Source organism: Nocardioides solisilvae (genome assembly GCF_003194625.1).
Classification (GTDB): Bacteria; Actinomycetota; Actinomycetes; order Propionibacteriales; family Nocardioidaceae; genus Nocardioides; species Nocardioides solisilvae.
Genome location: NZ_QHKX01000003.1, coordinates 685,614 through 702,527 on the forward strand (window position 1 = coordinate 685,614; position 16,914 = coordinate 702,527).

The 16,914-nt window shown below is 74.1% G+C and carries 14 protein-coding genes; 4 read left to right on the forward strand and 10 right to left on the reverse strand.

Annotated features, from left to right (window positions below; translation table 11 throughout):
- Window positions 1-38: 38 nt before the first annotated feature.
- Complete coding sequence (locus tag DNK53_RS14625; protein ID WP_110183183.1) at window positions 39-596, reverse strand: nucleotidyltransferase; 558 nt, start codon at window positions 594-596, stop codon at window positions 39-41.
- A 61-nt stretch (window positions 597-657) separates the two neighbouring features.
- On the opposite strand from DNK53_RS14625, the gene DNK53_RS14630 reads away from it, so the two are divergent.
- Entirely contained in the window at window positions 658-1,428 is a 771-nt protein-coding gene (locus DNK53_RS14630; RefSeq protein WP_110183024.1) for an endonuclease/exonuclease/phosphatase family protein, read from the forward strand.
- 15 nt (window positions 1,429-1,443) lie between these two features.
- On the forward strand, window positions 1,444-2,232 hold the full coding sequence (locus DNK53_RS14635; protein WP_110183025.1) for a matrixin family metalloprotease: 789 nt from the start codon (window positions 1,444-1,446) through the stop codon (window positions 2,230-2,232).
- Window positions 2,233-2,406: 174 nt separating this feature from the next.
- Here the strand turns inward: DNK53_RS14635 and DNK53_RS14640 are convergent, their stop codons facing one another.
- Window positions 2,407-5,223: an ExeM/NucH family extracellular endonuclease gene (locus DNK53_RS14640; RefSeq protein ID WP_110183026.1), complete on the reverse strand. Its 2,817-nt coding sequence runs from the start codon at window positions 5,221-5,223 to the stop codon at window positions 2,407-2,409.
- Between the two features lie 162 nt (window positions 5,224-5,385).
- Between DNK53_RS14640 and DNK53_RS14645 the strand changes: the two genes are divergently transcribed.
- A complete protein-coding gene (locus DNK53_RS14645) occupies window positions 5,386-6,456 on the forward strand; it encodes a cytochrome P450 (protein ID WP_204163932.1) in 1,071 nt (356 codons plus the stop codon).
- Between the two features lie 7 nt (window positions 6,457-6,463).
- Here the strand turns inward: DNK53_RS14645 and DNK53_RS18165 are convergent, their stop codons facing one another.
- From DNK53_RS18165 to DNK53_RS14675, 6 genes are all read right to left on the reverse strand, one after another.
- Window positions 6,464-6,784, reverse strand: a complete 321-nt coding sequence (locus DNK53_RS18165) for a DUF2804 family protein (protein WP_110183184.1) — start codon at window positions 6,782-6,784, stop codon at window positions 6,464-6,466.
- A complete protein-coding gene (locus DNK53_RS14655; protein WP_162599957.1) occupies window positions 6,781-7,257 on the reverse strand; it encodes a DUF4442 domain-containing protein in 477 nt (158 codons plus the stop codon). The genes DNK53_RS18165 and DNK53_RS14655 overlap by 4 nt, the downstream gene beginning before the upstream one ends.
- A 30-nt stretch (window positions 7,258-7,287) precedes the next feature.
- Window positions 7,288-8,475: an ABC transporter permease gene (locus DNK53_RS14660; RefSeq protein ID WP_204163933.1), complete on the reverse strand. Its 1,188-nt coding sequence runs from the start codon at window positions 8,473-8,475 to the stop codon at window positions 7,288-7,290.
- Window positions 8,472-9,647 (reverse strand): ABC transporter permease, encoded by a 1,176-nt coding sequence (locus DNK53_RS14665; protein ID WP_110183029.1) that lies wholly within the window; start codon window positions 9,645-9,647, stop codon window positions 8,472-8,474. Before DNK53_RS14665 ends, DNK53_RS14660 begins: the two co-directional genes overlap by 4 nt.
- 17 nt (window positions 9,648-9,664) lie before the next feature.
- Complete coding sequence (locus tag DNK53_RS14670) at window positions 9,665-10,621, reverse strand: ABC transporter ATP-binding protein (RefSeq protein WP_204163934.1); 957 nt, start codon at window positions 10,619-10,621, stop codon at window positions 9,665-9,667.
- Between the two features lie 127 nt (window positions 10,622-10,748).
- Complete coding sequence (locus DNK53_RS14675) at window positions 10,749-14,963, reverse strand: lamin tail domain-containing protein (RefSeq protein WP_110183030.1); 4,215 nt, start codon at window positions 14,961-14,963, stop codon at window positions 10,749-10,751.
- 136 nt (window positions 14,964-15,099) lie between these two features.
- On the opposite strand from DNK53_RS14675, the gene DNK53_RS14680 reads away from it, so the two are divergent.
- A complete protein-coding gene (locus DNK53_RS14680) occupies window positions 15,100-16,146 on the forward strand; it encodes a beta propeller repeat protein (protein ID WP_162599958.1) in 1,047 nt (348 codons plus the stop codon).
- Here DNK53_RS14680 and DNK53_RS18520 read toward each other — a convergent pair.
- Both DNK53_RS18520 and DNK53_RS14690 read right to left on the reverse strand, forming a co-directional pair.
- Window positions 16,109-16,354 (reverse strand): HVA1 family protein, encoded by a 246-nt coding sequence (locus DNK53_RS18520; protein ID WP_204163967.1) that lies wholly within the window; start codon window positions 16,352-16,354, stop codon window positions 16,109-16,111. The two genes, DNK53_RS14680 and DNK53_RS18520, sit on opposite strands and share 38 nt — an antisense overlap.
- Window positions 16,312-16,812 carry a Dps family protein gene (locus DNK53_RS14690; RefSeq protein ID WP_110183032.1) on the reverse strand — a complete coding sequence of 167 codons (501 nt, stop codon included), beginning with the start codon at window positions 16,810-16,812 and terminating at the stop codon, window positions 16,312-16,314. Before DNK53_RS14690 ends, DNK53_RS18520 begins: the two co-directional genes overlap by 43 nt.
- Window positions 16,813-16,914 lie beyond the last annotated feature (102 nt).

A 16,914-nucleotide genomic window follows, 5' to 3' on the forward strand; every position in this document is an offset into this window, starting at 1 on the left:
CGGCTCCCCGGACCCGAATCGCGCGATTTCCCGGACGGTCAGGCCGTCTCGACGATGCGGAGCCGCTCGAGGAGGAAGAGGAAGGCCACCGCGAACTCGTTGTCGTCGGTCTCCTTGCGCACCTGGGCCCAGTCCACCTGCTCGCGCAGGGCGCGGGCGACGGGCAGCAGCTTGCCGAAGTCGCAGTACCGCTCGTCCATCGCGTGCAGCTTGTGCACCATGAGCCGGGTCGCCGAGAGCACCGGCATGACCACCGAGATCACCTCGATCTCGTCGGCGTCCGCCAGCATCTCGCGCTCCGCCGGGATCGTGGCGTCGCGGTGGAAGACGTCGACCATCACGTCGTCGGTGAAGACCTTGAAGAGCCAGTCCTCGGGCGGCTGCACCACCTGCATGCCCTGCTCGGCGAGCGCGGTGGCCGCCGCGGGGGCGTCTGACTCGGCGACGAGGAAGTCGACGTCGTGGCTCGGCTCCGGCCCGCCCCGCGCCCAGACGGCGTAGCCCCCGGCGAGCGCGAACGGCAGCCCGCTCTGCTTGAGCGCGACGGCGACGCGCTTGAGCGCCTCGCGCAGGTTGGCCTGTTCCTCGTCCAGCATCACGGCGCCACGGTACCCAGCCGGGCGATTGTCCATCGGGGCCAGCGGGCACGGGGCGGCCATGCGCGTGGCCACCTTCAACATCCTGCACGGCAGGTCGCTCGAGGACGACCAGGTCGACCTCGACCGGTTCGGCGAGGCGATCGCGAGCCTGGACGCCGACGTGCTGGCGCTGCAGGAGGTCGACCGCCACCAGGCCCGCTCCGCCGGCGCCGACCTCACCGCGCTGGCCGCCGACGCGATGGGCGCCCGCGAGCACCTCTTCGTCGCGGCGCTGCACGGCAGCCCGGGCGTGTGGATGGCCGCCGACGGCGACCTCGCGCCCGACGCGGCGGCGTACGGCGTCGCGCTGCTCTCGCGGCACCCCGTCGCGTCGTGGGAGTCGGTCCGGCTCGCGCCGGTGCCCTTCCGGGTGCCGATGCGCTTCGACGGCAGCCCGCGCCCCGAGCTGGTGCGCGACGAGGCCCGAGTGGCCGTGGTCGCGACGGTCGAGGCGCCCGGCGGGCCCGTGACGGTCGCCAACACCCACCTCACGTTCATCGAGTGGTGGCAGCGCCGCCAGCTGCGCACCCTGCGCACCGCCCTCTCCGGGACCGAGGGGCCGTTGCTCCTCCTGGGGGACCTCAACATGGGGGCCGAACGGGCCCAGCGGCTGACCGGCCTGAGCTCCCTGGTCACCGCCGACACCTTCCCGGCCGACGCGCCCGGCGAGCAGCTCGACCACGTGCTCGGCAGCCCCGACCTCGTCGGGCGGGTCTCCGGCGGGGGTGCCACCCGGCTGGCCCTCTCCGACCACCGCGCGCTCCACGTCGACCTCCTCGACCGGACCTGAGGCAGGCTGGACCCCGTGGACGTGGGCGAGGAGCAGCCCGCCCCGGAGCCGGGCGGGCACCGCAGGGGCGGCGAGCGCCGTCCCGGCAGCGCGCTGCTCGGCGGTCTGCTGGTCGTGACGATGCTGCTCGGCGGTGTCTTCCTGCTCGCGCCCGGGGCCGACCGGGACGACCTCCGTCGGCTCCTCGGGATGGAGCAGGACCGGCTCAGCGCGCCGCTGCCGGTGCGCTCGGGCTCCGGCACGTTCAAGTTCCTGCACACCCAGCGCGGCTCCGACGAGCCGGTCTCCTACAGCCCCTGCCGTCCGGTGCGCTACGTGGTGAACCCCGAGGGCGCGCCGCGCGACCACCTCGAGCTGGTGCAGGGGTCGGTGCGGCGGATCGAGGAGGCCACCGGGCTGGTCTTCGAGTACGCCGGCGAGACGACGTCGCGCAACTTCCTCGCGCGGGCGCTGGACCGCAGCGACCCGGTGCTGGTCGGGTGGGCCACGCCCGAGGAGCTGCCCGACCTGGCCGGCGACGTCGCCGGGGTCGCGGGAAGCACGATGGTCTCCCGTGGCGCGGGTCGGCGCGAGTTCGTCACCGGGATGGTCGCGCTGGACCGCGACACGTTCCACGAGCTCATGGGCTCCCCCTCGGGGCGAGCCCACGCCGCCGCGATCATGGACCACGAGCTGGGGCACCTCGTCGGTCTGGACCACGTCGACGACCGCGGCGAGCTCATGCACCCGCGAGGGGCGACGCAAGGGCGCTTCGGCCCCGGCGACCTGGAGGGCCTGGCCCGCCTCGGCGGCGTCTCCTGCTGAGCGGGGGACCGGCAGTCTTCCCGAGAAATTGGAGGACCCCGCTGATGTCTCGGGTCACCAGCGGGGTCTGGGAAGAGATTAGATCGTCAACCACCTCTTCCGCACCGGTTGCTGACGGAATGTGATGCGGATCTCATCGGCCTGAGAGACTCGCCCGCACACCCCGCCGACCGGTCACCTCTCCTTGATGTTCACCTGCCCGGTGACGACCCGCTCCCCCGTGTCGGCGACCTGACGACCGGTGGCGTCCCACAGGACGACGCGCAGCGTGTCCTCGCCCCGTCGGCCGCCGTCGGTCGCGACCACCTCGTAGCGCCCGGCACCCCCGGCCACCGTGGCCCGGCCGGCGATCCGGGCCCGTCCGTCGGCCAGGGCGACGCTGTCGACCGCGGCGCTCGAGAGGCGCACCGTCCGGCTCAGGTAGGAGACGACTCCGCGGGCCTGGCCGTCGCGGGCGTGGACAGCGAGGGCGAAGACACCCTTGCCGTCGGGCCCCGTCACGAAGCCGCCACCGAGCACCGACCCGGCGTCCACCGGTCCGGCCAGGTCGAGCCCCACCACGACCGGGTCGTGGTCGGAGTTGCGGAACTCGTCGGGGGCGAAGAGCGACTCCACCTGGGCGGGGGTCTTGAAGTCGGTGTTGTAGTCCAGCACGCTCGGCTCGTCGGCGTTGACGTGCCACGGGGCGGCCCCGGCGACCTGGGACGCCAGCGACGCGGACCCGAGGGCGTGGTCGAGGGAGCCCCACTGGCCGTCGAAGACGTAGCTGTACTCCTCCTCGCCCTGCTCCCGACCGACCAGGTCGACGTACCCCGCCTCCTCGAGCACCCGCACCGGGTCCTCCTGGGCGTAGGCGTTGAGGTCGCCGAGGACGAGGACGTCGGGGTCGCCGGTGCCCGTCGGATCTCCGGCGAGCCAGTCGGCGAGCTCGGCCGCGGCGGCGCGCCGCACCTCGTTGCAGTTGCCCTGCCCGTCACCCGCGTCGGGGACGTCGCAGGCGCTGCCCTTGCTCTTGAGGTGGTTGACGACGGCCGTGAACGTCTCGCCCGTCGCCTTCTCGCGGAACGCCTGCGCCAGGGCCGGCCGGTTGCGGGCCTCGCCGCCCTCGCCGCCCGTGACGAAGCTCGTGGTGTTCAGCGCCGCGGTCTCGCCCACCGGGCTCACCGCGGCGGGGCGGTAGAGCAGCCCGACCTTGATCGCGTCGGTGCCGAGGGCGTCGACCTGACCCGTGCCCGCGTCCGCGTCGACGTAGGCCCAGGAGCCCTCCCCCTCGACCGCGTCGAGCCGGTCGACGAGGTCGGCGAGGGCGCTGCCGGGCCCGTAGCCGTCGTTCTCGATCTCGACGACACCGACCACGTCGGCGTCCATCTCGCTGAGCGCCGCGACGGTCTTCGCCGCCTGGCGCTCGAGCTCGGTGGCGTCGTCGGCACCCCGGCAGTCGGTCGCACCCCCGGCGACGCCGAGGGTGCACCCGGTGAAGGTGTTGAAGTAGTTGAGGACGTTCATCCCGGCGACGCGCAGGCTGCCGCCCACCGCCGGCGCGGACTCGGGGCGCGGGTTGGCCGCCTCGAAGCGGGCCTGCCCGCCGAGGGCACCCAGCGGCCGCAGCCGGTAGGCGTTGGGGCTGGCTGCGTTGCCGCCCCACGTGTAGGTGAGCACCCCGACCGCCCCGGTGACGGTGTCGCCGCCGCGCAGCGTGTTGGTCGCCGAGAGCGGCTGGCCGTCGCGGCCCCACACGATCGGGTCGGGGTTCTGCGCCTGGCTGGAGTCGTCGATCACGAGCCGTCGCCGGTCGTTGGCCTGCTGCAGCGCGCGGGCGGGGTCGCCCGGGGCCACCACGTCGGTGGGCTGGAGCAGCCGGCCGCCCGAGGAGACCACGACCTGCCCGAACCGGCCCAGCTGGAAGTGCTCGGTGACCGTCATGGTCTCCGGCACGCTGACCAGCATGCCCTCGACGCGCTCGAGGTCGGCCTGGTCGAGCGGGAAGGTGAGCGGGGTGGGCGCGACCGTCAGGCCCGAGGCGCAGACCTCGACGCTGGTGACCTGGGAGACCTGGGTCTGGCCCTGGTACTCCTCGGCCGTCCCGACGACCCGGACACGGTCGCCCAGGGCCACCTCGTCGGCGTTGCCGTGGAAGACGAAGATGCCGTCGGAGGTGGCGGCGTCGCCGTCACCCTCGGGGTCCTGCAGGTAGAAGCCGCGCAGCCGGGGCGAGGGGCCCTCGTGGTCGCCGACCACGACGCCCTCGGTCGCGACGAGGCCGGTCACCGCCGCCGCCCCGCCGCTCCCCTGGATGGCGCCGACACGGGTGAAGGCGGCGTCGCACTCCGGCGACGGCGCGTCGACCGGCGGGTCCTCCGGGTCCTCAGGACCGGTGGGCTCGCCGGGGTGGGCGCCCAGGCCGGAGAACGTGTCCCGGTCGAAGCCGTCCCACTCCACGGCGGGGTCGAAGGCGTCGGTCGGGTCCACGTCGCCGACCGTCACGCCCGCCTTGCGGCGCAGCGTGTTGTCGGCGGTGGAGGTCGCGCCGCTCCCCCACTCGGAGCCCGGGTCGACGCCGACCTGGCCGAGGGAGTCGACCACCGCGCCGCCCCGGCGCAGGGTGATCGCGTCGTCGCCGTTCCACAGGCCCGCGCCGCTGGTCTGGTCGGCGACGGCCAGCACCTCGGCGGCCGCGGACGAGTGCGCCAGCACGAAGACGTCGCCGGGGGCCACGGTCCCGCTCAGGGCCACCGTCGTCCCCGCGGTCGCCGCCCCGTTGGAGGAGACCTGGACGTCGTAGCCCGCGGCGCCGAGGTCGACCGGCGCAGCGGTGCCGTTCCAGATCTCCAGCGCCTTGTTGTTGGAAGATCCCTCGACGTACTCCGTGAGGAGCAGCGCCGTGGGCTCCGCCGCCCCGGCGGAGCCGGACGTGGCGGGCAGCACCGCCGCCGCCAGGAGCGCGGCGACCGCACAGGCCGCCGGACGTGAGTGGGACGGACGCAGACGCATTGGTGACCCTCCAGGACCCCGAAGTCGATGGTGCGCCCGACCCTAAGCCCGGGCACCGACAGAAGGGAACAGGCCGCGGTCGACCGGGAGGTGGCCGCCGCGGGACGCGCGGGTGGCCGTGGGGCGGACGTCAGGTGGTGACGGGCTGCCACCATGGGGCTCGTGACCCAGCCCGGACCTCCAGCCCGCTGCCCCGTCGGCCCCACCGGTGACCCGGGGTGGCTCCTGACCCGGCACGCCGACGTCGTGGCCGCGGCGTCGGACCCGGTCACCTTCTCCAGCGCCGTCTCCCGCCACCTGCAGGTCCCCAACGGGCTGGACGGCGAGGAGCACGCCCGCTTCCGCCCCCTGGTCGACTCGTTCTTCGCCGCCGACCGGATGGCGGCGCTCGAGCCGCTGCTGCGCCCGGTCGCCGCCGCCGCCGTCGCGGCGCTGCCCGTCGGCGTCCCCGTCGACGCGGTCGAGGACCTCGGTCGGCCCTACGCCGTCCGCGCCACCTGCACGTGGCTCGGCTGGCCCGACGCACTCGAGCCCACCCTGCTGGCCTGGATGGCGGAGAACCACGCGGCGACCGCGTCGGGCGACCCGGGCCGCACGGCGGCGGTGGCCGCGCGCTTCGACGAGATCATCCGCTCCCTGACCGAGCCGCGTCGCGCGGCCGGCGACGACGCGCCCGACGACGTCACCTCCGAGCTGGTCCGCGCCCGGGTGGAGGGTCGCGCCCTGACCGACGAGGAGGTCGTCTCGGTCCTGCGCAACTGGACGGCCGGCGACATCTCCTCGGTGGCGCTCTGCGCCGGCGTGGTCGTGCGCCACCTCGCCGCGCGTCCCGAGGTGCAGCGGCACCTGCGGACCCACCGGGACGACGCGGCCGCGCTGGACCGCGCCGTCGACGAGCTGCTGCGGATCGAGGACCCCTTCCTCTTCAACCGCCGCGTCGCCACCCGCGACACCACGATCGGCGGTGCCCGGATCGCCGCGGGGGAACGCGTGCTGCTCGCCTGGCCGAGCGCCAACCGGGACCCCGACCGCTTCGGCGACCCCGACGCCTTCAGGCCCGACGAGAACGCCCCACACAACCTGGTCTACGGCACCGGTCCCCACGTGTGCCCCGGCCGGCCCCTGGCCGCGCTCGAGCTGCGGGTCGTGCTCGAGGAGCTCCTCGACGCCACCGCCCGGGTCGAGCAGGCGCCGACCCCCGACGACCTCGAGTGCGTGGTGCTGCACCCCTGAGCCGGCCTCACCAGCGGTTGTGCACGTCCTCCGCCCAGCCGACGACGTCCGCCACCCGCACCCAGACGCCCGCGTCGTCACGGACCCTGCCCGACCAGTGCCCGAAGCACTGGTGGGTGCGCGAGGCGAAGACCTTGAGGTCGATGACGGAGCGCTTGAGGTGGAACGGCGTGAACGTGAGGTCGACGTCCGTCCCGTGCACCCGCCAGGGCGCGAACCGGTCGTCGCGGTCGTACTGCCGGACCAGCTCCTCGCTGATCTTGGACAGGTGAGCGGGACGGGCGCGGTGAGCTCGCGCTCGACGACCGGGCGGGCGGGCACGCCTCAGGCCTCCGCGCCGGGGTCGAGCCGCCGCACGTAGAGGGTGCGCTCCTGGCGAGCCACCACGGTGCCGTCGTCGGCGACGAGGTCGACCGGGAAGACGCGCAGCACGCGCTTGCCCTCGGCCGTCTCCTCCCGCAGCCGCTCGACCTGCTCGACCGGCATCTCGACCCGGGCGGTCACCGGGCCCGTGCCGGGGCGCAGGAAGTCGATCTCCACGGCCTTGTCCCACACGACGTACGCCGGGCCCAGCTGCTGGGCGGCGAGGATCACGACGAAGGGGTCGATCATCGAGAAGAGCGTGCCGCCGAAGGCGGTGCCGAAGAAGTTGGCGTTCTCGGGCGTGAGGTCCGCGCGGACGACCGCGCGGGTCCAGTCGGGCGCGATCTCCTCCACGGTGATCCGCTGGGCCGCGAAGGTCGGCCAGCGGTTGAGGTGCTCGCGCAGCTGGTCCGGGGTCAGGTCACGGGGATCGTCCACCGGGCCGATCCTGCCACCCGGTGCCCGCGGTCACATCGCGCGGGCCAGGCTCCGACGCAGCGACCACGCCCCGAGCAGGAGCAGGACCGTCGCCATCCCGGCGAGCACGCCCAGCTGGGGCAGCACGTCGACCAGACCACCGCCGCGGCGCTGGATCTCGGCGAACGCCTCGTAGGCCCAGGCGTGCGGGGTCACGTTCGAGACCGTGCGCATCGTGTCGGGGAAGAGCTCGCGCGGCAGCATCGAGCCGCCCAGGGCCGCCAGCACCAGTCCCAGCCCGACCCCCGCTCCCGAGGCGGCGCCCTCGTTGCCCAGGAGCGTCCCCAGCAGGATCGCGGCCCCGGCAGCGACGAGCGAGAAGACGGCGAGCACGAGCAGCGACGGCGCCAGGTTGCCCCACGAGACGCCGAAGAGCACCGAGGTGGCGACCATGATGTAGGCGCCCTGGAAGAGGCCGATGGCCCACCGGCCGAGCGTCTGGCCGGCGATCAGCTGGGCGGTCGAGACGGGCCCGGCGAGCATCCGGGCGACCACCCCGAGCCGGCGCGCCTGGATCAGGGTCGCGGAGCCGGAGAGGCAGGCGAGGAAGGTGAAGAGGAGCAGCTGCCCGGACGCGCCGAGGTCGAACTGGCCCAGCCCCTCGAACTGCTGGCTGAGCTCGTCGACGTTCGTGACCTCCAGGTCGGGTGGCTCGACCCCCTCGCGGGCGGTGTCCAGCGCGGCCGCCGCCCGGTCGGCCGGCACGCCCCGGTCGGTGAGGGCGAGGACCTGCCCGCGGGAGCTGCGGACCGCCTCGGTCGCGGTGCGGACCTGCTGCTCGACGACCTGGGCGGTGGCCGCGGAGCCGCGCACCACCTCCAGGACGACGGGCTCGCCGGCGTCGTGGGCGGCGCTGGCGGCCTCGGAGACCCGGACGGCGACGTCGAGTCGGCCGCGGGCGAGCAGCTCGAGGGCCGCGTCCCACTCGGGGTCGCTCACGACCACGTCCTCGTCCTCGAGCTCGGCCACGAGCTGGGTCCGCAGGCCCCCGTCGGCGCCGGCCACCGCGACCCGTCCCGCGGTGGCGGAGTCGCCGAACTGCGCGCCGATCATCAGCACCAGCAGCAACGGGAAGACGAAGACGAAGAAGATGTTGGAGCGGTCGCGGAGGAAGAGCCGCAGCTCCACGCCCGCGACGGTGAGCGCGTTGCGCAGGCCGCCCGCCGCCCCGCCGTTCACGCCAGCGCTCCCCGGTCGGGGACGAGGCGCGACAGCACCCACGTCGTGGCGGCGAAGCCGAGCATGATCGCGATGGGGACGCCGAGGTCGGCCACCCCGCCGCCGCCCGACGTCGTCCCCAGCCCGCGGAGCAGGGCCGCCACCGGGTTGAGGTCGAGGAGCGGCGCGAACCGCCCCGTGGCGCTGACGGGGAAGAACGCCCCGCCACCGATCCCGAGCACGACGGCGACGATCGAGGTGGCGATGCCCGCCTGCTCGCTGGTGCGGGCCACGCGGGCGATCAGGAACATCACCGAGGTGGCGGCGGCGACGACGCACACCACCAGGAGCGCCACCGCGGGCGGCGAGCCGAAGTCGGCGTCGAAGAAGAAGCTGCCGGCGAGGAGCAGCACGCTCGTCGAGACCACGCCCAGCACGAAGCTGACCAGCGCCTTGGAGCCCACGATCGTCCACGCCGGGATCGGCATCGAGCGCAGGCGCGCCAGGGTGCCCGTCTCCCGGTCGACCAGCAGCGAGGTGACCCCGAAGCTGACGGTGAAGAGCAGGAAGAGCCCCGCCTGACCGGCCACGAGCGAGGCCCCGGCGTCGAGCTGCTCGTCGGAGGCCTCGCCCTGCCGGAGCTCGTACGCCGGCCCGCCGGCCGTCGCCTGCTCGGCCAGGGCCGCGAGCTGGTCGGGCGGGATCCCCTCCGCCAGCCCGGCGCGGGCCGTCACCGCCCCCGTGCCGAGCTGGTCGAGAACCCCGTCGACGGCCGAGAGCACCACGTCGGCCTCCAGGCCCGCCTCGTCGCCCCGGACGGCCTCCACGGTGACGGCGTCGCCGGTCCGGGCGGCTTCGCCGAAGCCCTCGGGGACGAGCACGGCCAGGGCCGCGTCGCCGTCCTCCACCTGGCGGCGACCGTCGTCGGCGGTGGTCTCGCGCACCGTGACGTCGAGGCCGTCCATCCCGTCGAGGCTCCGGAGCACCTCGCCGACCACGGCGGCCAGGTCGTCGCCGGCCGGGGCGCTGACGGCCACGGTGACCGGCTCGATCTCGATGTCGTCGGTGTTGCCGAAGACCAGGTTGAAGACGAACATCAGGGCCAGCGGCACCACGAGGGCGAAGATGAGGACCGACCGGTCGCGGATCCGCATCCGCAGGTCGCTGGCGGCGAGGGCGAGGAGCTGTCGCACGGTCGGTCCCCTCCCCCTCAGTCCCTCAGCGCCTTGCCGGTCAGGTGCAGGAAGACCGACTCCAGGTCGGGACGGGAGATCTCGACGTCGGCCAGGGTGACCCCCGAGCCCGCGACGGTGCCGACCACGCTCGCCACCAGGACCGGCGCGTCCCGCACCGTGAGGGTCGCGGTGCGCCGGTCGGCCTCGACTCGCTCCACCCCCTCGAGGGCGCGCAGCCGCTCGGCCGCGGCGGCCAGGTCACCGCTGCCGCTCAGCCGGATCGTGTCCACGCCGCCGGTCAGGCGGATCAGCTCGTCGCGGGTGCCCTCGGCCTGCAGCCGGCCGGTGTCGATGATCCCGATCCGGTCGCAGAGCCGCTCGGCCTCCTCCATGTAGTGCGTGGTGTAGAGCACCGCCATCCCGTCGGCCGACAACGCCTCGACCGACTCCAGGATCTGGTTGCGGGACTGCGGGTCGACCCCGACGGTCGGCTCGTCGAGGATCAGCAGGGTGGGCTGGTGGAGCAGGCCGATCCCGATGTTGAGCCGGCGCTTCATCCCGCCGGAGTACTCCTTGCTCAGGCTCTTGGCCCGGTCGGCGAGGCCGATCAGCTCCAGCACCTCCTCGACGCGGGCCGAGAGCGCCTTCCCGGAGAGCCCCTGCAACCGGCCGAAGAGGGTGAGGTTCTCCCGCGCCGAGAGCTCCGGATAGATCGCGAGCTCCTGCGGGACGAGGCCAAGGTGACGCCTCGGCTCCGTGGTCGCGGGGGTCATCCGTTGGCCCGCCACCTTGACCGTCCCTGAGTCCGCCGCGATGAGTCCGGCGATCATCGAGATCGTCGTCGTCTTCCCCGCGCCGTTGGGTCCGAGCAGCCCGTAGGTCTCCCCCGGGGCGATCCGGAAGGAGACGCCGTCGACCGCGGTGAGGTCCCCGAACCGGCGGACCAGGGAGTCGACGACGAGGACGTCGTGGGCGCTCGGGACGGTGGTCACGTCCACGACCCTAGGGGGGCGCGACGCCGCGGTGCCAGCACTCCCGACGCCGCGTCCCGGCAGGCCGGCGCACGAGCCGGGCCCGGCGGAGGCGTGCTCCACCGGGCCCGACGTCGTGGGGACCGCGTCAGCGCACCCGCAGCCTCACCGTCCGGGCCTTCGCCCGGGCCACGGTGTCGGAGCCGCGGTAGGTGGCCTGCACCCGCCACGTGCCCCGTGCGAGGCGCGGCAGGCGGAGCACCGCCCGGCCGTCGACCAGGACGGCGGAGACGCGCCGCGTCCTGCCCTTCGAGCGGAGGACCACCCGGACCTCGCCGTCGGCGGCGACGTCGGCAGCGACCCGGACCCGCAGCCGCGCCCGCTGGGCGGCCCGCACCTGCCGCTTGACCAGGACCGCCCGGGCCCGCGCGTCCGCCTTGGCCCCCGGCGTCGCCGGGGTCGTGGCGGGCGGCGTGACCGGCGGCGTCGGCTGCGTGGCCGGCGGCGTGGTGGTCGGCTGCCCGGGCTGGCCGGCGGCGACCACCGTCACCGTGACGGGCTGCGACTCCGACGGCGCCAGGACCTCGGCGTCGGCAGGGACGAACCGGGCCACCACCGGGTGGACGCCCGGTGCGAGATCGGGCGCGAGCCGCAGCGCGGCCTCCCCGTCGACCACAGGCACGGTGCCGAGCACCGTGCCGCCCACGACCATCTCGACGGTCCCGGAGACGGGAGCGGTGGCCGAGACCTCCGCGGTGAGCAGCGCCCGGTCCTGCTCCTCGGCGCCCAAGACCTGGCTGGTCCGGGTCGAGGAGAGGGTGGTGGTCGTCGCGACCACGGGTGCCGCGTCGAGGGAGACCTCGACCGGCACCGAGGTGGCGGTGCGACCCGTGCCGTCGGCGACCCGGGCGTACCAGCGCTCGCCGGCGGCCGGGGTCTCGAGCGTCACCGGCATCGTGGTGCCAGCGGCGACCCGGCCCGACGACACCTCCGACGACGCCGCGGTCAGGGCCCAGTCGGTCGCGGTGAGCTGCTTGCCGACCAGCAGGTCGACCTTGGCGACGAACTCGTCGTCCTCCGGCCCGTAGCGGTACGGGTCGCGCATGCCGGGCTCGTCGTAGGTGTAGGCGTCGAACGAGTCCAGGTGCGGGGAGTAGGCGTTGGCCGCCATCAGCTCTGCGTCCACGTCGAACTGCAGCAACCGCTGAAAGCCGGTGTCGCGGTCGAGCGTGTCTCCGCGCGGCGCCGGCTGGGTGGAGCGGTAGCCCTGGTAGTCGGCGAGCATCTGCACGACCGTGCGGTGGGTCTCGCCGACGTTGCGGACCGCCACCGTGTCAGCGGCGATCTCGATCGCGTCGGACTGCTCCCCGGTCACCGGGTCGCCGTACTTCGTGGCGACCCCGTGGTAGTGGCCGCCGAGCACGAGGAAGACGTTGTCGCTCGGCGCGACCACCTCCGACCACACCCGGTCGCCCCGGGCCGTGACCCGGTTGTCCAGGTCCTCGATCTCGCCCTGGGTGTCGAGGTAGCTGTGGGTGAGCAGCACGACGTTGTGCTGCGGGTACGCCGCCGCGACCTCGCGCGCCCAGTCCAGCTGGGCCCGGGTGGGCCGGTAGGGCAGGGAGAGCATCAGGTAGTCGACGCCGCTCTCGGTCACGAAGTCGTAGTGCGCCGAGTTGTCACCGGGCCGCCACGCAGCGCCGTACCACTCCTCGTCGCGGTAGACCTCGGGCCCGAAGTACTCGTTGTACAACGTGTTGTCGCGGCCCCAGAAGTTGTCGTGGTTGCCGGGGAGCACCCCGTTGGGGACCTTCGCCTCGTTGAGGAGGTCGTGGATCCGCCGGGCGGCCGTGAACTCCTTGTGGGCGCGGACCGGGTCGGAGTTGGCGCTGATCCAGTTCTCGATGATGTCGCCGGTGTTGGTCGAGTAGCCGATCTTGCGGGCGTCGGCGTTGGCGACCACCCAGGTGACCATCTTGCGGAAGACGTCGCGGAAGCCCTCGGAGAGGAACTGGGTGTCGGTCATGTGGTTGAACGCCCAGTCGTAGTCGGCCGGGTCGGCGAACGCCCGGTCGGTCACGCCGATCTCGTCGACGAGGCCGCCGGCGACCCGCGGGCCGTCGATCACGAGCACGTGCAGCTCGCCGGCGACCAGGTGCTCGGCCCCCAGCTCGCCGACCAGGGTCAGGCCGCCGTCGGCGTCGGCCTCGGCGTGCGTGAGCACCTGCCAGGCCGCCCCGTCCCACGCGAGCAGCTGGACGTCGTTGCGGGCCCGGGTGGTGGTGGAGAAGGTGAACTCGTACCCCTCTGCCGGCACCGACTCCGTCGGCACGGCGAACCGCAGGAACGGGTAGCCGTACCCCTCGGCCCGCACCGAGAGCGAGCCGAGGTCGCGGAGCCGCCGCTCCCCCGCGACGCTGAGCCGCGCCGGCACCTTGCGGGTGGTCGCGCCGCCCCAGACCCTCGCCCGCGCGAGGTCGAGCGGCGCGGCCGCGGCCCGCCGCACGACGACGTCGAGCTCGCCGCCGTCGGCGTCGGTCACCTCGACCGAGGCGGTGTAGGCGCCCCCACGGACCCGCGCGCTGGCCCGGGGCGTGCCCGGGCTGGTCGCCGTGTCGAGCTCGACCGCGTCGGTCTCGCCCGGCAGCGGCACGGTCGGGTCGACGTACGCGACGTCGGCCAGGGTGCCCGGCGTGCGCTCGGCGACGACGAAGTCCTCCTCGTTGTCACCAGTGGTGCGCGCCCGCTGGTAGGACTCCCCGAGGTCCTGCTTGGCGTAGCCGCGCAGCTCCGAGCCGATCACGCAGGGGCTGTAGGTGACGGTCTCGTAGACGCCGACGGCGTCGACCATCCGGCCCTCAGGGTCGCGCAGGTACATGCCGTGGGTGTAGTCGGCCAGGCCGGTGGACCACAGCGCGTCAGCGGCCTCCCGGAGGGCGGCCGGGGCGTTGTCGTCGGCGGCGACGTAGACGTCGCCCGGGGCCAGGGTCACGTCGCCGAGGTCGGCGACCTGGGTGCCCGCGTTGCCGCGACCCGTGCCCTCGCAGCGGGTTAGCGACCAGCCCTGCAGGTTGACCGGCTGGCCGCCGTAGTTGGCCAGCTCGACGAACTCGTCGTTGCCGCCCGCCGGACCGGAGCCGGCGATCTCGGAGAACCGCACGGGGCCGTGCTCGAAGCCCGAGCGGTCGACGGGCGTGAGCTGCTGCCGGGTCGAGGCGACGAGCGGTGTGCGCTCGGTCGCGAGCAGGAAGTCACGCGCGTTGTCGCCCGTGTCGGCGACGCGGTGGTAGGCCTCGTCCTGGAGGCTGTTCGCGTCGACGTCCTGAGGTGAGCCGGAGGTGCAGACCGAGTTGCGGTTGGCGTAGAGGCCGACGCGGTCGACGACCTCGTCGGTCGGCAGCGTCACCATCGCGCCGAAGTCGCGCCAGTGCATGCCGCTGGGGTAGGTCGCGTCGGCCTCGGTGGCGTACCGGCCGCCGGCGTGCGCGACCAGGTAGGAGCCGCCGGGCTCGATCGTGCCGGCGAGGTTGCCGTTCTGCAGGTACGTCGTGCCGTTCTCGCCGCACCGGTAGAGCTTCCAGCCCGTCACGTCGACCGGGTCCTCTGTGGTGTTCGTCAGCTCGACGTACTGGTCGGCCGTGGCGGTCGAGGACTCGTTGGCGACCTCGGTGATCCGCACGCCGTTGTCGACGACCGGGGTCGGGGCCGGCTCGGTGGCGTTGGGCGCGTCGGGGGTGCGGCCGGCGACCACGAAGTCGCGGGCGACGTCGCCGGTGGTGGCGACCCGCTGGTGGCTCTGGCCGAGGCGGTGGTCGAGCGGGCGGGCCAGGGCCCGGTCGCTCATCCCGCAGTCGGAGAGCACCGACGGGTGGTAGAACCCGACCCGGTCGAGCACCTCGTTGCCGGGGGTCTCGAGCAGGGCCCCGAAGCCGAACTCGTGCAGCGTCGCGCCGGTGTCGTCGTAGTCGGCGTCGCGCTTGACCACGGCCTTGTTCGTGCTGGTCGCCGAGCCGACGGTGTAGGTGTCGCCGGGGGCGAGCACGGTCCCCGCGGGGACGACCTTCTGCGGGCCGTAGAGGTCACCGGTCTGGCCGCAGCGCAGCACCCGGTAGCCCGAGATGTCGACGGCGGTGCTGCCGAAGTTGCCGATCTCGATGAAGTCGTCGTTGCTGACCCGGTTGGCGTTCGGGCTCGCCCCGGGTCCGCCGTTGGCGATCTCGCTGATCAGGACGGGACCGCCGGTGACGGGCTCGACGTTGGGGTACGACACGGCACCGGCCGGGGCGGCGCCGACGAGGAGTCCGCCCAGCACGGCGGCCGAGGTGGCGGCCGCGAGCGCGGCCGTCGGGTGCTTCGTTCTCACGGGTGGGGCCTTTCGACGTGTCCCGCTCGGAGCGCGGGGCTGCGACGACCCTCTGAGGGCAGACGGAACGTGTTCCCACCGCTCGGCGACGGTCGGACCGCTCCGGGATGAACGCTCGGTGCCCTAGCCTCCGACCATGCGTCCCCCACGCCTGGCTCCTGCCTCCGCCGCCCTCGCGGTCGCGCTCGCCTTGGCCGCGTGCGGCGCCTACACGGGAGCGGAGGAGCAGGATTCGCCGGCTGCCGGGACGTCGGCCTCGTCCCGGCCGGGCGAGCCCACACCCACGCCCTCGGCCACGACCACGGAAGAGCCGGCCTCGTCGGCACCCGCCACGCCGCAGGACGCGGCCACGATGGTCGCCGGCGCCGACGCCCTGCGGGACGTGCGCGTCACGCGCGCGGGGGCGACGTACGACGTCACCTCGCTGTGGGGCGTCTCCTGCGACCACTCCGGCTGCGAGCCGACCGTGCTGGCCCGCAGCGACGACGGCTTCGAGACCGCGACCTATCGGGTCGGCGGCTACGGGCAGCTGTCGCGCGAGCTCGCACCCCCGCGCCCGCCGGGCGCACCGCGGCTCGCCGGGTGCTCCACGAGCGTGGACGGCGTGACGCTGTGCGCGGGGGTGGGCGGCATCACCCGGACCGCGGACGGCGGGACGACGTGGACGCCGCTCGCCGACCCCTTCGACCGCCCGCTGATGATCCAACCGGTCGTCTCCCTGCGACCCGGCGTCCAGGCGCTCGTCGGAGGCGGGGACGGCGCGACCCTCTTCCCGTTCGACCAGGTCGCCCGGCTGGAGGACCGGCGGGACCCCGTGGTCGCGGAGTTCGGCGGGGGCGGCGAGCTCGCGGCCTACACGACCGGGCAGGTCGTGCTCTCCGACGGCCGGTTCCTCGCGCTGCTCGACGCCTGGAGCGACGACCGGGCCGGGCGGCCGAGCGCGCGGCACCACGGACTGTGGCTCAGCGCGGCCGACTGGGGCGCCTACCAGCCGCACGAACCCGTCTTCACCCCTCCGCTCCCGGCCGCGACCGACGGGTATTCGCCGTTCCAGCAGCTCGCGGCCTCGGCGGAGCCGGACCCCGTCATCTGGGTGCGGACGCGCGACGACCAGGTCTACGTCTCGACCGACGACGCCGCGACCTTCACCCTGCTGCCCGTGAGACCTCGCTCGCCAGCTTGAGCACGACGGTGCCCTCCTCCTGCTCGATCACGTAGGCCGGGTCGTCGTCGCTGCCGTGACGGGTGACCTGCTCGCCCTTCGTGGTCCGCGAGACGTCGCCGTGGCAGAGCAGGACGGGCCCGGCGGAGCGAGTGCTCCACCGGGCCCGTCGTGGGGCGCGCGCCGTCAGCGGCGACCGGCGACCCGGTTCTCGGCGTCGATCATCCAGGCGAGCTGCTCGAGGCGCTCGAGCACGGTGTGCAGGATGTCGGCGGTGGTCGGGTCCTCCTCGTCCACCTCGTCGTGGATCCGGCGGGCGGTCGCCGCGGTCGCGTCGAGCGCGGCCACGATGGCGTCCACCGTGTCGGCGGTGTCGATCTCCTCGGAGGTGATCTCGGGGAGGGTGGTGGCGGCCGCGACGGTCCTGACCCGGGCATCGGGAAGCAGGTCGAGGGCGCGCATGCGCTCGGCGACGGTGTCGGAGAACTCCCGCGCGGCGTCGACGACCTCGTCGAGGACGAGGTGGGTGTCGCGGAAGTTCTTGCCGACCACGTTCCAGTGGAGCTGCTTGCCCTGGAGGTGCAGGTCGGTGAGGTCGACCAGCATCTGCTGCAGGTGGCGGCCGAGCCGCTCGGAACCGCGGAACGAGGTGCGGATGGGCTGGCGGGCGTCGAGGGTCTGCGTCATGGTGACGTCCTCTCTCGTGGAGTCGGGGGTGGCGGAGCTCGGGGCTCACGTACCCACTCATCATGACTGCTTTTCTGGAACGATTCCAGTAAGGGCAGGCTG